11 protein-coding genes and 1 pseudogene are annotated in these 15,136 nt (G+C 68.5%); 3 read left to right on the top strand and 9 right to left on the bottom strand.

The annotated features are described in order from the left end of the window. The first annotated feature begins 54 nt into the window (after positions 1 to 54). Entirely contained in the window at positions 55 to 771 is a 717-nt protein-coding gene (gene sitI6, locus D187_RS44115) for a SitI6 family double-CXXCG motif immunity protein (RefSeq protein WP_002631982.1), read from the top strand. 45 nt (positions 772 to 816) lie between these two features. On the opposite strand, the gene D187_RS44110 is transcribed toward sitI6, so the two are convergent. The 3 genes from D187_RS44110 to D187_RS44100 all read right to left on the bottom strand — a co-directional run bounded on the left by D187_RS44110 (position 817) and on the right by D187_RS44100 (position 4,558). Then, the gene (locus tag D187_RS44110; protein WP_020918696.1) at positions 817 to 2,571 is read right to left on the bottom strand and encodes a DnaJ-like cysteine-rich domain-containing protein; all 1,755 of its coding nucleotides are present in this window, start codon (positions 2,569 to 2,571) and stop codon (positions 817 to 819) included. Between the two features lie 141 nt (positions 2,572 to 2,712). Continuing rightward, positions 2,713 to 3,453 carry a hypothetical protein gene (locus D187_RS51310; protein WP_002631986.1) on the bottom strand — a complete coding sequence of 247 codons (741 nt, stop codon included), beginning with the start codon at positions 3,451 to 3,453 and terminating at the stop codon, positions 2,713 to 2,715. Between the two features lie 196 nt (positions 3,454 to 3,649). Beyond that, a complete protein-coding gene (locus tag D187_RS44100) occupies positions 3,650 to 4,558 on the bottom strand; it encodes a LysR family transcriptional regulator (protein WP_043434803.1) in 909 nt (302 codons plus the stop codon). 124 nt (positions 4,559 to 4,682) lie between these two features. Between D187_RS44100 and D187_RS44095 the strand changes: the two genes are divergently transcribed. Then, positions 4,683 to 5,678: a nitrilase family protein gene (locus tag D187_RS44095; RefSeq protein ID WP_002631990.1), complete on the top strand. Its 996-nt coding sequence runs from the start codon at positions 4,683 to 4,685 to the stop codon at positions 5,676 to 5,678. A gap of 29 nt (positions 5,679 to 5,707) precedes the next feature. Here the strand turns inward: D187_RS44095 and D187_RS44090 are convergent, their stop codons facing one another. Then, a complete protein-coding gene (locus D187_RS44090) occupies positions 5,708 to 6,238 on the bottom strand; it encodes a cytochrome P450 (protein WP_002631992.1) in 531 nt (176 codons plus the stop codon). A 72-nt stretch (positions 6,239 to 6,310) separates the two neighbouring features. Beyond that, the gene (locus tag D187_RS44085) at positions 6,311 to 8,701 is read right to left on the bottom strand and encodes an ATP-binding cassette domain-containing protein (protein WP_002631994.1); all 2,391 of its coding nucleotides are present in this window, start codon (positions 8,699 to 8,701) and stop codon (positions 6,311 to 6,313) included. A gap of 206 nt (positions 8,702 to 8,907) precedes the next feature. On the opposite strand from D187_RS44085, the gene D187_RS51305 reads away from it, so the two are divergent. Continuing rightward, a complete protein-coding gene (locus D187_RS51305) occupies positions 8,908 to 10,764 on the top strand; it encodes a methyl-accepting chemotaxis protein (protein ID WP_002631996.1) in 1,857 nt (618 codons plus the stop codon). A gap of 1 nt (position 10,765) precedes the next feature. Here D187_RS51305 and D187_RS44075 read toward each other — a convergent pair whose 3' ends face one another. The 4 genes and pseudogenes from D187_RS44075 to D187_RS44060 form a co-directional block, all read right to left on the bottom strand. Further along, positions 10,766 to 11,929 (bottom strand): terpene synthase family protein, encoded by a 1,164-nt coding sequence (locus D187_RS44075; protein ID WP_002631997.1) that lies wholly within the window; start codon positions 11,927 to 11,929, stop codon positions 10,766 to 10,768. A 287-nt stretch (positions 11,930 to 12,216) separates the two neighbouring features. Then, positions 12,217 to 13,788, bottom strand: a complete 1,572-nt coding sequence (locus D187_RS44070) for a sensor histidine kinase (RefSeq protein WP_155894014.1) — start codon at positions 13,786 to 13,788, stop codon at positions 12,217 to 12,219. A gap of 187 nt (positions 13,789 to 13,975) precedes the next feature. Next, complete coding sequence (locus D187_RS44065; RefSeq protein ID WP_002632003.1) at positions 13,976 to 14,773, bottom strand: isocitrate lyase/PEP mutase family protein; 798 nt, start codon at positions 14,771 to 14,773, stop codon at positions 13,976 to 13,978. Positions 14,774 to 14,876: 103 nt separating this feature from the next. Next, positions 14,877 to 15,136 (bottom strand): annotated as a pseudogene (locus tag D187_RS44060) (hypothetical protein); the annotation flags it as partial.

Genomic DNA, 15,136 nt, shown 5'->3' with positions numbered 1-15,136 from the left:
CCTGTTTCTTGTCCCGCGATGGCAGGCCCCATAGCCTCGGCCGAGAAGCCACGAATGCGATATTTCAAAATCGAGGAAGACAGGTTCGCGGGCTACACGGGCAACGTTGACGGCATGCACAAGTGGCGGCTTCCGGGCATTCTCGGTTGCCCTAGCTGCAAGGCCACCTGGAGTGACAATTCCAAAGCGTACCCCTCGGTAGACCTCACCCCCATTGCCTCCCTGGCCGACTTCGAAGAAGCGCGGCCCGAGCCCATCCAGGAGTATGAACGGCTGTGCGAGTTGGTGCGCCCACTCCTCCCACCAGGAGCCGTGCTGACACCCGGTGCAACCTTTGGCCCGCTCGTGGGCAAGGCTCGAGGCCGCTTCGGGCAATTCGTGACTCCAGTCCCTTGGTGGCCGCTCGTGCAGCGCGAGGCGTTCGAGAAACTCCAAGCCGAGGGCCTGCCAGGTCTTCAGGGCTGTCCCACCCAATTGCGCTTCCGCCAGCGCGCCTCGCCCGTGTTGCTCGAGTTGGAGTTACTCCCCGTGGGCCGAGCGCACCCAGATTGCCTGCCCTCCAACGGTAAACCGCCGTGCCCTCGCTGTGGCCGCTTGGGCCTCTCCCTGCCCAAGCACCTCGTGCTGGATGCTGCCTCCCTGCCCAACCACCGGGACGCCTTCCGGCTGGAGGATTTCTCCACGGTGGTCGTCTGCACCGAGCGCTTCGTCGACACCTGCGTGCGCCTGGGGCTCGACGGTGTGGCCTTCCACCCCCTGCCCACGAAATGATTGCGGCAGCCCAGGTTCATTGAGACACGCCCGCCGTCCGCCGCGCTACCTGCGCCGACTCCGGGTGTGCGGAGACACGTACGTGCCATTCTTCCGGTAGTACCCCCGGACGTGCACGCGCCCCCCGCCCGAGTACCCCGACCCGGAGAAGGAAGCGGCCTCGACCCGCTCCTGGCGCTCGCGCAGCGCCTGCTCCCGAGCGGCCAGCGCCTCGGCGCGTTTCTTGGCGGCGGCGATCCGCGCCTCCACCCTCGCGAGGCGTTGCGCGAGGGCTGTGAGCGCGGCCTCGGTACCCTCACCGGCCTTCAGCAGGCGCCGCGACAACCCGAGGACTTCCTCGAGCGCTTGGCGCTGCGCCTCCAGCTCCTGGGTGGCGGCGACACGCACGAGCGCCTCGTCCCGGGCGGCTTTGAGCGCGGCGACGTGGGCGGCCCGCACGGACGCGAGTTCCCCGGCGGGCGCGCGCGCGGCGGCGGGACCGCTGAGCTCCTCGTCCACGCAGGGGAAGTCCTTGCCCTTCAGGCACGTCGCGGCCCGGGCTAGCGCCGCGCGGCCGTAAAGGCCATCGCGAGCCTCGGGCAGCAGCTCCTCGGTGGCGCGGGCCAGTTCGCCGAGCGCTCGCGCATCGTCCGCCTTGAAATGGGCATCCGAGGCGGCCTGCACGTTGGTGCGAAGCAGGGCGAGGGCTTCCTCTCGGGACTGTGTGCCATACCAGGGCATGCCAACACGCCGGGCCTGTTCGAGCGGACTCGGCGTCGCGCGGTGGACCTCCTCCAGGTGCAGGGCGTCGAGAAACCGGGTGCCCTCCTCGCGATCGACGCCCAAGGACACCAGCGCCTCGGCCTCCACGCGCGCGCGCGCCTTGTCGCCCGCGTCCAGGGCGGCCTGGGCGCCTCGTGCCGTTGGGCCTCCCAAGCCGAACGCGCCCAGGGAGACCAGCCAGCACGCGGCCACCGCCCCGACCATCCGCTTCAGGGAGGCCACGGAGCGCGCGGGCGGGGCGAGGAAGCGATGCGCGGCCGCCTTGAACGCGACGAAGGCCGCCACCATCGTCGGCAGCAGGACGAGCGCGGGGTGGCCGTGCCTCGCGAACCAATCGTGGCGCGATACATACAGGGCCCAGAACAGCAGGCCGGCCAGCAACGCGCCGATGCCAACCGCCCAGGAGGCCTTCGTCCGCTTGGACAGCGGCGTCCACACCGTCGCCCCCGTGACGACGGAGCGCCACCCCGCGACCTCCACCAGGCCCTTCCCTTGAGCCGTGGCGTAATTCACCCGGAACACGTCACTCGCGAAGGTCTGGATCCGCGCCGACACGAGCCGGTCCTCGACCGCATTCAACCGGGCACGAAGACCCTCGGGACACGGATGCGAGGGCGGCTGGACCCCCCCGTCCTCGACGAGCCGGTTCACCCACCCGCGCGGTGGCGCGTCGAAATCCTCGGGAAGCGTCAGCATCTCGTGGATCGCGCTCGACCGGTTGGCGGGATGGGACTGGACCTGGGTGAGCAATTGCGTCTCGACCTCGAGCCACGCATCCACCCGGCCATCCGCGCCACACGTCACACAGTCGATCTTGCCGGACCTGCACGCGGTGCACTTCACGTCGCCCCGCGCCCGGCACGTGGGGCAGTTCTTCATGCCCCCCTTGGCACCCGGCACCCGTCCGGAGCCCGAGCAGCCCCTACACGTGCGGCGGGCCGAGCCCGCGCAGTCGGAACAGGACCGACGCTTCTCGCCCTGACAGCCCAGGCACACGGTGACGACCCGGGACTCCCGGGCCAGTTGCTCGGCATCCACCGACCAGGGATCGACGCGGGCGGGATCCGGTGGGGGCTCGGCCTTCCGGGAGCGGGTGGGCTCGCCCGGATCTCAGCGGATCACCACCCGCCGCTTTGGAGGGAGGATCCTCCTCGGCTGCTTCCTGGGTTCTCCGCCGTGTCAGGGCTGAACGGAACGAGGCACTGGGTCGGGTTTCTTCACGGCCACGTAGCACTTGCCCTGGTACTCGGCTGAACCTCGGGGACAGGGCGCGGTCTGTGCCGCCTGAACCCAGCATCCGCCTCGGATCTCCACTTCCAGTTCGGGCATGCACGGAGGCTTGCGCTGCTCACTGAAAGGCTTTTCCGGCATGGGGTAAGCGATGGCTCCCGTGGAAAGGTCCTTTCCATCCGTGAAGCTGGGAGACTCGCCCAGTGGGTTGCGCGCAGGGGAATGCTCCGGAGCACGCGGCCAGAGCAGGAGCGCGAGGCCCACCGTCAGGGCCACGCCCGCGCCCGCGAGGCCCCACCGCACCGCCCGGCGACGTGTGCGGGAAGGCATTGGCGTCTGTGCCACGAAGGAGGACCCCTCTCCCCGCCGCTCAGCCAGGAGCGCCAGGGCGCCCGCGATGTGGATGTAGGCCAGGGACAGCTCGTGGAAGCTCGGAGCCCGTGCGTCGCTCGGCCACCGGGGATGCACGATGAGCAAGTCCGGCTGGAGGACATGCGTGGTCAGCACGTCCCACGACGAGCGCGGCCGCCAGTTCATCCCCGGACCCGGCCGGAGCGCCAGCGCGGGTGCGCCCGTCTCGACATGGCGCGCCTCGTAGATCTCTCCCGCGTCCTCTGGAAGGTCCTGACATCGCCCGCCAATCTCATAGAGCCCGATCCGGCCGCCCTTCCACTTCGAGGTGTCGCTCATTTGCCAATCTCCCGTCGCTCCGGCTTCCTACTCCAGATGTCGGATCGATGTATAGACCTGAGTGGTCAAGGTCACTTGTCCTTGCCACGCTCGGCCCGCCCTGACGGAGTCTTCATGCCAGGGGAGGGAGGCGTGGGACGGAGCTGAACGCCGCGACGGCCGGCTATCAAGTCGGATACCAGAGCCCAGGCCGAGGTCATTCCCTCTGAGCCTGGGCTCCGGACAGCAGCGCGCGCTCGTCTCGGAAGAGCTCGAAGAGATGGTCTCCCACCGCCTTCACCCGGGGCACCCGGGCCGAGTCGCGGCGCATCAATATCCAGACCTCGCGCTCGGGTGGAAGCGGGCCGAACGGGATTCGCACGAGGCCTGGGTAGCTCGCGGCCAGGAAACAGGGCAGCAGCACGATGCCATATCCGACCTGCGCGGCCGCCGCCTGGGCCTGGAGGCTGTTGCTTCGGAAGATGAACCGATGACTGGGAAAGCGGGACGCCATCCAGGCAGCCTCGGCCGCCTGATGGTCCGCTCCATACCCGACGAGGGGTGGCTGCTCGCGGGAAAGAAGCGCATCGCGCTTTCGAGCGGGCGCGAAGAAGGCATAACCCACCGTGGCGGCCCTCCGGGCCAGCAGGTCGCTGTCGGCGGGCCGACCGAGGCGGATCGCGATGTCCGCCTCCCCGCGGGACAGGCTGAGCACCCGCGTCTCGGCGATGAACTCGACGTCGAGCCCGGGGTGGCGGTCATGGAGCGGTCCCATCCGGTCCACCAGGAAGCCATGAGCCAGGGACCGGGACGTCGTGAGCCGCACCGGCCCCTTCGGACCGTCATCGCCCTCGAGACGACGCTGCACCACCAGCGCGGCCTCTTCCATCGCGGTCGCTTGCGCCAACACGGTCGCGCCATCGTCGGTGAGCCTGAAACCGTCTGGCGTCCGAACGAGCAGCGGCCTGCCGAGCCGACGCTCCAGTCCCTCGACACGCCGCGCGATCGTCGAGCGGGCGGCGCCCAGGGCCCGGCTCGCGGCGGCCAGACTGCCGTGCCGGGCCAGGGCCGCGAAGTGACGGAGGTCGTCCCAATCCAACGAGGGTGTGCGTTTTTCGGCAGGCATGGGGCAAAGGTCGACAGTTTACCGGGACCACGCTCGTCTCGGATGCTCCCTCCCGCGTCCGAGGCCGGCCACCGCACCGGCGGCACTGCCCACGCACGCCTACCGACAGAGGAGAGTTCGAGCCATGACGAGCATACGGGTCGCTTCGGTGCAGTTCCAGCATCTGCCGGGTGACAAGGCCTACAACCTCGAGCGCATCCGGTACTTCGCCGGGCTGGCCTCCTCCAACGGCGTCAAGCTGATCACCTTCCCGGAGATGTGCGTGACGGGCTACTGGCATGTTCGCCACCTCGACCGGGCGGGCATCTCGGCGCTGGCCGAGCCAGTTCCTTCTGGTCCCTCGGTCGACATCCTCCGCGCGCTGGCTCGCGAACAGGATCTCGTGCTGGGCGCCGGCCTCATCGAGGAGGGCGCCGACGGCCGCTTCTACAACGCCTATGCCGTCTGTCTGCCGGATGGGACGGTTCATACCCATCGCAAGCTCCACTCCTTCGAGAGCGAGCACATGGCGAGTGGCGATCGCTACACCGTCTTCGACACGCCGCTGGGAATCCGGGTCGGGGTGCTGATCTGCTGGGACAACAACCTCGTCGAAAACGCCCGTGCGACAGCGCTCCTCGGCGCGGATGTGCTCATGGCACCGCATCAGACCGGCGGGACGAATTCGCGCAGCCCGCACGCCATGGGGCGGATCGACCCCGAGATCTGGCGGCGAAGAGCGGAAGACCCCCGCGCCCTCGAGGCTGAATTCCGTGGACAGAAGGGTCGGGAGTGGCTGATGCGCTGGCTCCCAGCGCGAGCCCACGACAACGGCATGTTCCTCCTGTTCAGCAATGGTGTCGGCCTGGACGACGATGAGGTGCGCACCGGCAACGCGATGATCCTCGACCCCTACGGCCGCATCCTGGCGGAGACCTGGAGGGCGGGTGACGACATGGTGGTCGCGGACCTGGACCTCGACCTGCTCCCGCTGTGCACCGGACGCCGCTGGATCCGCGGTCGCCGTCCCGAACTGTACGGCATGCTGGCCGAGCACAGGGGGGACGAGTTGGAGCCCCGGCAGGCCCGATTCTCTTCCGAGCCAACGGCGGCGAGAGCGCTCCTCACCAAAGCGAGGTGATCGAGTATCCGCGGGCAGATGCCCGCGGTTCAACTCCTGTCACAGACAACCTTGGCGTTGCGCAACTCATAGCTCATCAACTCATCGAACCAGCGCATCTCGGGCGCTCGCTCCAGCCGGATGCCCGGCACCCGCAGCAGTCGATCGAGGAACACGCGCGTTTCGTGCATCGCCACCTGCGCGCCCGGGCAGCGATGATTGCCGTCACCGAAGCTCATATAGGAACCGAGCACCTTCATCCGCCTGGCGCGGTCGGGATCGATCATGTGCGGGCAGGGGCCCGTCACGGCCTCGTCGGTGTTCGCCGCCCGGATGTCAATGGCGACGACCGACCCGGCGGCGATGGGCCCCGCCGCGGCCAGCTGCGTCTCCTCGGCGGCGCGCCGGTGCAGCATCGCCGCCACCGGATCCAGGCGCAGGATCTCCTCGAGGATCGCGAACTGCTCGTCTTCACCGCCGTTCAAGAAGCGCCCGCGCAGCGCGTCACGCTCGAACAGATGCCACGCGGCCATCACGATGAACTCGCGCGTGGTGACCATGCCCGCGACGGCGTAGGTCATGCACTCCCGGCTCGATGCGTGGAATCGCGAGCTGCTCTGCCGCCTGCATGAGTCCGGCGTGGCGGTGCCCTCCTATACAGCCTTCGAACGGCCGCCGACGAATGCCGCCAGGTGCTGGCCGGTCAGGGTCGACCTCGCCGCCACCAGGTCGGCCGGGGTGCCTTCGAACACGACCCGCCCGCCGTCGTGGCCCGCCCCCGGCCCAAGGTCGATGATCCAGTCGGCGTGCGCCATCACCGCCTGGTGGTGCTCGATCACGATGACCGACTTGCCGGAGTCGACCAGCCGGTCCAGCAGCCCGAGCAGTTGCTCGAGGTCGGCCAGGTGCAGCCCGGTGGTCGGCTCGTCGAGCACGTAGACGCCGCCGTCGGCCCCCATGTGCGTGGCGAGCTTGAGCCGCTGCCGCTCGCCCCCCGACAGCGTGGTGAGCGGTTGGCCGAGCCGCAGGTAGCCAATCCCCACGTCGGCCATGCGCCGCAGGATCGCGTGCGCGGCCGGCGTACGCGCCTCGCCAGCGCCGAAGAAGCCGACCGCGTCGTCGACGGACAGGTCGAGCACCTCGGCGATGTTGAGCCCGCCGAACCGGTACTCCAGCACCGATGCCTGGAACCGCCGGCCCTCGCACTCCTCGCAGACCGTGGTGACGCCGGCCATCATCCCCAGGTCGGTGTAGATCACCCCGGCGCCGTTGCAGGTCGGACAGGCGCCCTCGGAGTTGGCGCTGAACAGGGCGGGCTTCACGCCGTTCGCCTTCGCGAACGCCTTGCGGATCGGCTCCAGCAGATCGGTGTACGTCGCCGGGTTGCTCCGCCGCGAGCCCCGGATGGGAGTCTGGTCGACCGACACCACCCCGTCCCGGCCACACACCGAGCCGTGGATGAGTGAGCTCTTGCCCGACCCGGCCACGCCGGTCACCACCACCAGCACGCCGAGCGGGATGTCGACGTTGACGTCCCGCAGGTTGTGCGTGCGGGCGCCGCGCACTTGCATCATCCCCGACGGCGTGCGCACCGACGGCTTCAGGGAGGCCCGATCACTCAGGTGACGCCCGGTGAGCGTGCCACTGGCCCGCAGTCCGTCCACGGTCCCCGCGAAGACCACCTCGCCGCCGGCGGTGCCCGCGCGGGGGCCGAGGTCGACGACGTGGTCGGCGATCGCGATCACCTCCGGCTTGTGCTCGACCACGAGGACGGTATTGCCCTTGTCGCGCAGCCGCAGCAGCAGCTCGTTCATCCGCTGGATGTCGTGGGGGTGCAGCCCGACCGTCGGCTCATCGAAGACGTAGGTCACGTCGGTGAGCGACGAGCCGAGGTGGCGGATCATCTTGGTGCGCTGCGCCTCACCGCCCGACAGCGTGCCGGACGGCCGGTCGAGGCTGAGATAGCCCAGCCCGATCTCCACGAACGAGTCGAGCGTGTGCCGCAGCGTCTTCAGCAGCGGCGCGACGGACGGCTCGTCCAGCTCGCGCACCCACTGGGCCAGATCGTTGATCTGCATCGCGCAGGCGTCGGCGATGTTGATTCCCTTGATCTTCGAGGACCGGGCGGCCGCGCTGAGCCGGGTCCCGCCGCACTCGGGACAGGCGGTGAAGGTGACCGCGCGCTCCACGAAGGCCCGGATGTGCGGCTGCATCGCCTCGACGTCCTTGGACAGGAACGACTTCTGCACCTTGGGGATCAACCCCTCGTAGGTCATGTTGATGTTGTCGATCTTGACCTTGGTGGGCTCCCGGTAGAGGAAGTCGTGGAGTTCTTGCTTGGTGTAGCGCCGGATCGGCTTGTCCGGATCGAGGAAGCCCGAGGCCGAGAAGATGCGCACCAGCCATCCATCGACGGTGTAGCCGGGGATGGTGAGCGCGCCCTCGGCGAGGGACTTCGTGTCGTCGTATAGCTGCGACAGATCGATGTCGCTCACCGAGCCCATGCCCTCGCATCGCGGGCACATGCCGCCGGTGACCGTGAACTCGCGTTTCTCGCTCTTCCCGGCGCCCTTCTCGGTCGAGAGCTGCCCGACGCCGCGGACCGACGGGACGTTGAAGGAGAAGGCGTTGGACGAGCCGACGTACGGCTTGCCGAGGCGGCTGAACAGCACCCGCAGCATCGCGTTGGCGTCGGTGGCCGTGCCGACCGTCGAGCGGACATTGGCGCCCATCCGCTCCTGGTCGACGATGATCGCGGTCGTCAAGCCTTCCAGGACGTCGACCTCGGGCCGGGCCAGCGTCGGCATGAAGCCCTGCACGAACGTGCTGTAGGTCTCGTTGATCAGCCGCTGCGACTCGGCCGCGATGGTGCCGAACACCAGCGACGACTTGCCCGAGCCCGAGACACCGGTGAACACCGTCAGCCGCCGCTTGGGGAGCTCGACGCTGACGTCCTTGAGGTTGTTTTCCCGAGCGCCCTGGACGCGGATCAGGTCGTGGTTGTCGGCGGGGTGTTGGTTGGAGGAGGCCATGTTCGCGAGCATGGCATCGAGCAGCCACGGGGTGTGGAGAACTCTCCGCTACCTGCCATCGGGCAGGGCCGACACGGGGCAGGACGTTCGCCCTGGCCCGGTCGCCCAGCCTCCGTGCCGGGAGTTGCCCCTGTTCCCGTCTCGTCTTGCGGTCTACATTGGGCGCCCGGCCTCACGCTCCCCGGGCCTCACGCCTTCTCAGAAAGACTGTTCGAGTCATGACCCAGACGCAGCCCCAGTCCCAGTCCCAGCCTGCGGACATCGGGCGTACCGCGTGGCGGATCTTCCTGCTCCAGCAGGTGAATCTGTTCACGTCGCTGCCGTGCGCCATCTACATCGTCCTGCTCATCGCTCGGATTCCCCAGGAGCAGGCGGTGGTGGCCATCTCGCCCATCCCCGTCTTCGCCCTGGTGTGTGGCGTCGGGCTTCCACTGTGGCTCGTGCACCTGCAGACGCGGCGGGCCTTCGCCTTCCGGCCGGATGATCCGCCCGGAGCCCGGCTGGTGCGCCTGCTCAAGCTGCCGCGGGCCCTCGAGGTCAGCATCCTCACGGTCTACATCACGGGCAACTCGGCCTATCTGCTCTGGCTCGCCCTGCGGCTGAACAAGCCGCTCTACATCGTGCCCTGGGGCTCGGGTGTCATCCTGGTGATGATGATGCTGGTGATGATCTGGACCCGCGTCTTCCTCGAGCGGCTGCTGATGCCCCATGCCCTCGAGGAGTTCTTCAAGCACCCCGAGGCCAACCTGCCCGGGGCCCGGGGCCTGCTGTGGCCCAAGCAGAGCTGGTACCTGCCCTACTGCTTCGCCCTCTTCGTGCTGTGCACCGTCTTCGCCCTGGGCTCCATCCTCACCCAGATGGGCATGAACCTGTACGGGGAGGTGGCGGCGTCCATTCCTCCGGACGTCCTCGTCACGGTGAACAAGTCGCTCGCCGGCTTCCTCGACAACATCTCCCTGCCCCTGGTGCTGGTCAGCCTCTACATGCTCATCACCAGCGCGAGCGCGGCCTGGCTGCTCACGCAACAGCAGGAGCGCGGCTTCCGCGCCGTCCAGGACTCCATCGAGGGCTTCGCCACCGGTCAGCCCGTCATCGCCCCCTGGGTGACGACGGACGAGACGGGAGACCTGGCGCGCTCCACGGCCCGGGCCTTCCACCAGCTGCGCCAGTTCGCGCTCGCCTTGGACCGCACCGCCACCAAGCTGGGCACCAGCGCCAGGCAGCTCGAGCAGTCCAACTCCGTGCAGAACCAGTCCCTCACCCGGCAGGCCGCGGCACTCGAGGAGGCCCAGGTGACGGTGCAGGAGATCCACCAGACGTCCCAGACGACGGCCCAGAAGGCCGAGGGCTTTCTGTACCAGACGGGCCGCATCGAGGAGATCAGCAGCAAGGGCGAGGCCACCATCCAGCAGAGCCTCCACGGCCTGGAGGAGATCCGCTCCCAGGTGGAGCTGATGGCCCTGAGCATCCGCAATCTCAGCGAGCTCACCCGGGAGCTCGACAGCATCACCCGCGTGGTCAAGGAGCTGGCGGACCGCTCCAACATGCTGGCCGTCAACGCGGCCATCGAGGCCGTCCGCTCCGGCGAGCATGGCAAGGGCTTTGGCGTCGTGGCGCGGGAGATCCGCACCATGTCGGATCAGTCCGTCAAGGCCACCAACAACGTGCGCGACATGTTGACCAACCTCTCCCAGTCCATCCGCGATGCCGTGGAGCTGACGGAGCGGGGGGTCGACAAGGTCAACAGCAACGTCGAGCAGGTGAAGGCCACCGGCGACAACATGCGCACGCTGACCTCCATCATGAAGGAGAGCATCTCCGCGGTGCGGCAGATCAGCGTCACGGTGAGCCAGCAGGGCGTGGGGGTCCAGCAGATCTTCCAGGCCATCAAGGACCTGAATCAGCTCATGGAGGGCACCCTGCAACAGCTTGGGGACCTGAGCACCGTGACACACAGCGTCGGTGAGACGTCCACCGAGGTGCACCTGCTCATCTCCCAGCACGGTTGGCAGAGCACGGCGCAGGGGGAGCAGGAGCCTGCCGCCGAGGGCTCACCGCGTCCAGCCGACAAGTAGCTCAGGCGGCCCGGGCGGCCTCCCCGCGCTGGGCACGCAGCTCCTGGTCCAGCCAGAGCGCCCCCTCGCGGTAGCGGGGGTTGGCCGCCTGCCACTGCACCATGCCCACCACCACGTCGAGCATCGTGCGCACGAACAGCTGCGTCTGCACCGAGCCGTCCGCGGCCACGCGACGCTTGAGCAGCTCGAACATCTCCCGGTGCAGGTCGCACACGAGCTCCAGCACGCGCAGGTGGCCGTTGGGGCCACAGACGGTGACGGAGCTCTCCACGCCGTCGCGCTGATCCTTGACGACCGAGAACAGATCGTCGGTGAGGCAGGTGGCGAGGTTGGCCAGGTCCAGGACGCGGGCGTACGACTCGTCCCAGTCGAGACCCTGGAGCGTCAGGTACATGTGCAGCACGCACTCCATCCCGCCCCGGATGCGTCGCATCTCGAGGTACTCCGGCAGCGAGTCGACCCGCCGTGGGGCCTCGGTCTGGCAGATGATGTGGTTCCACACCGCGTTCTGGTAGCCGGGATGGTTCTCGATGGGCTGCCCCAGGGTGCGCAGCTGCTTGCGGTGGTCGATCAGCAGCGCCACCGCCTGGTCGCGGAAGGCCACCACGTCGCCCTCGTGCTGGGGGAGGAGCGCGTCCAGCTGCTCCTCGGACCCGAACCACGCCCGCTTCATGTCCTGGCGCAGCGCCTCGAGGTAGTTGGGCGGCAGGAGCTCGCGGGCGTCATCCACGAGGTTGTCGAGCTTCCAGAAACAGGTGAACCAGGAGACGAGCGCATCGGCCTCGGCCCGCCGCAGGCCCCGGGCGGGCCGGTAGGTGTAGGAGGCGTAGCTGATGGCCAGGTCCACCAGGAAGCGCCAGGTGACCGGGTCCGCCGAGTTGAAGGGCGCGTGCTCCAGCCAGTGGTGGTAGCGCGAGCGCACGTCCTCGAAGCCACTGTCCGAGGGTTTCTCGGCGGAGGCCGACAGCCAGTTCTCCGGCCGCAGGCGGACCGCCGCCTCGCGCAGCAGGGCCATCGACTCCTCACGCCGCTGCGCCGCCTCCGCTCGCGCGAGCTCCAGGGGCATCGTCGTCTGGACACCGCAGCTCTGGCTCCCTTCCTCCTCCGAACTCGAGGCGCTGGGCAGGGAGAGACCGGCGGAGCTGGGCGAGGTGGCGGTGTGCATGACGTCCCTTCGTGGTTTCGCTGTTGGCTACGAGTTCTGCATCCCCCACCTTGACGCTCAGTCTGGGTCGCCATCGACCCCCCATCCCTATTACAGTAGGAGTGGGCTTGAGCCTCTGCTTGCTTTAAAAGTAGAAAATTACTGCTTCCCTGTCAAAGCCGAAAACCCAAAAAAGTGCTGATGGTGGACGGTTGTGGTGGAAACGGAATCACCGAGCACGGCTGACGTCTCTCGAGTCGTTTTGAATCCGTGGGCGACGGTTGGATCCAGACCGTTCCGCGGGAGCGTCACTCTTCTCCACCCGGTAGCCCACTCAGGGGGAGCTCGACGACGAAGGTCGAGCCCAGCCCTGGTTGGCTGTGAACGGTGATGCTGCCTCCCAGTCCCTCGGCGATCTGCCGACTGATCCACAGCCCGAGGCCAAAGCCACCATAGTGCTGGCTCGACACCGCCCGCTCGAATCGATCGAAGATGCGCTCCTGGTCCCGCTCCGAGATGCCGATGCCATGGTCCCGGACGACGAGGCGCGCGCTCTTGCCCAACCGCCGCAGATCCACCTCGACGGGCTTGCCCGGCCCGTACTTGATGGCATTGGAGAGCAGGTTGCTGAGAATCTGATCCACCCGGAGCCGGTCCCACCGGCCGACGACGCCCGTGTCGGTTCTCAGGTGCAGCGCGCATCCCGCCCGGTCCAGATCCTCCTTGAACTGCCCCAGCACATCCTGGAGCACTTCTCCGAGGTCCACTTCCTCCCGATGGAAGTCGAGCCGGTTGGCGGTGATTCGGGACACATCCAGCAGGCTGTTGACGAGCTTCGCCAGCCGGTCGATTTGCCCGTGGATGAGCACGAGCCTGCGGCTCCCCGCGCCCTCCGTCTGCTCGACCGTCTTTTCCGCGCGGTGCTCCAGGGCGCGCAGGTTCAGCTTCACCGAGGTGAGCGGGGTCTTGAGCTCGTGCGAGGCCATGGAGAGGAACTCGTCGCGGGCCGCGACGGCCGCCTTGAGCTCGCGCAGCAGCCGCTCCTTCTCCTCCTCCGCCTTGCGCTTTTCCGTCACGTCCCGCGTCACCTTGGCGAAGCCCCGCAGCCGTCCCTCCTCGTCCCGGAGCGCCGTGGTGACGACATGCGCCCAGAAGCGGCTCCCATCCTTGCGCACGCGCTCGCTCTCGGACTCGTACCGGCCGTGATGGCTGGCCGCCGCGAGCTCTTCGTCCACGCGGCCCGCCCGAAGGTCCTCGGGCGTGTAGAGCGTCGAGACGTGCTGCCCGACGAGCTCCTCCATCGTATGGCCGTAGAGCCGCTCGGCGCCCTGGTTCCATGTCTCCACGCGGCCCCCCGCATCCAGCATGAAGATGGCGAAGTCCTTCACCCCCGCCAGCAGCATCCGGAAGCGCTCCTCGCTCTCGCGCAGCGCGCGTGCGACCTGGGCGTGCTCGGTCACGTCCCGCGTGAAGCACCGGGTGTGGAGGAACTTCCCCGTCTCGTCGAAGCGGACGCTCGAGGAGATGGAGACCTCGCGCACCGAGCCGTCCTTGCACCGCAGCCGCGCCGGGTACTCCAGGAGCCGCTCCCCCCGCGTGAGCCGCTGGAGGATGTCCGAGATGGCCGCGGCGTCCGCGTGGAAGGCGGTGATGTTGTGGCCGATGTACTCGTCGGCCGTGTAGCCGAGCGGCTCGTAGTCGGCCTTGTTCGCCCACAGGATGGTTCCATTGGGCGCGACCCAATGCAGGCCCAGGGCCGCCGAGTCGACGAAGTCCGCCAGGGACTCCCGCGAGCGGGGATGCGTGGCCTGGCGAGAAGGCTGGTCACTACCGCTGCCCGCACAAGGGAGCGACAGGTGATTGGAGGACGAATCTTCCATGGAGAGCACGCGGAGAGACGCTCGAGCAGCGCGGAGAATTTCAGCTCCGACGCCGCCACGACGGACTGTCGTCCGCACCGGCTGGCGGGTCGACGCTGGGGAGGCGAGCCACCTGGCGCTCTCTCCGGCATGAGAACGACCTTCGCCGACGCAGCCGCGCTGGTTCTCCTGGCCCTGGCGCTTGCGCTCAGGCCTTCATCAGCCCGTTCACCTGCGGATAGGGCATCGACTCGGCCGTGACCGGGGCCGACAGCCCATCCTTCAGGAAACCGCCCGCCAGCCGCGCCGCATGGGCGTACATGGCCTCGGAGATCGCGCTGCCCGCCGTGATGCGCCGCACGCCCAGCTTCTCCAGTTCGGCGGCGGGGGCGAGGGTAGGGCGGGCCATGATGTTCACCGGCAGGCGGGTGCCCTTCACCATGGCGGCGATATCCCCCATGTCGGTCATGCCCGCGGGGAAGATGCCGTCGGCGCCCGCCTCCTCATAGAGTCCGGCGCGGCGGATGCATTCGGCGGCGCGCTGGCCCTCGGGGGCAAGCCCGCGCAGATAGACGTCGGTGCGGGCATTGATGAAGATGTCGAGGCCTTCGCGCTTCAGGGCGGCGCGGATCGCTTTGATGCGGGCGACGAGGTGTTCGGGCGGCAGGTCGGCATCCTCGATGTTGAGGCCCGCGACGCCCAGGCGCGCGACGGAGGTCACGGCGGCGGCCACTTCCTCCGGCGTGTTGCCGAAGCCGCGCTCCATGTCGAGGGTCAGGGGCACCTCGATGGCGCGGATGATGGCGCTGGCGGTCTGCAGCAGGCGCTCCAGCGGCAGGGCGTGGCCGTCCTTGTAGCCCCAGGCCCAGGCGACCCCGGCGCTGGTGGTGGCGACGGCCTTGCCGCCCAGGCTCTCGACGAGGCGCGCGCTCCCGGCGTCCCAGGCGTTGGCCAGGAGCAGGATGCCGGACTGATGCAGGCGGCGGAAGTCGGCGGTCTTGGTCATTGTTTCCTCCCCAGGTGTTCGAATGGCCGCTTCTATCGCACTTTCAGAGGAGTTCCGCCGCACCACGGTGCGCTACGTCCGCTGGGAGGATGGCGGCGTGTCATCAAAGGGTGGGGCGCATGCACACCCACCTGGTGTAATAGCTCGTCCCGGTGGAGTCGTACTCGATGGCCTCGCCCTGGCCTTCCACGGTGTCCGTCAGGGAGACGGGGAGGGCGGCGAAGGCGGTCTCGAAGGCCGCGCCCGGGGCGGCACGGAACTCATACACCTTGCGGTAGGTGCGCAGCAGGAAGCGATTGGCACACGGGTGGATGTTGCCCGAGGTGGCTGTCAAAGGTGTCAGACGATTCGTGTGCGCCAGGC

The organism is Cystobacter fuscus DSM 2262, from assembly GCF_000335475.2.
GTDB lineage: Bacteria > Myxococcota > Myxococcia > Myxococcales > Myxococcaceae > Cystobacter > Cystobacter fuscus.
Note: the sequence above shows the minus strand (reverse complement) of the source record. Positions and strands in the feature narration are given on the sequence as shown.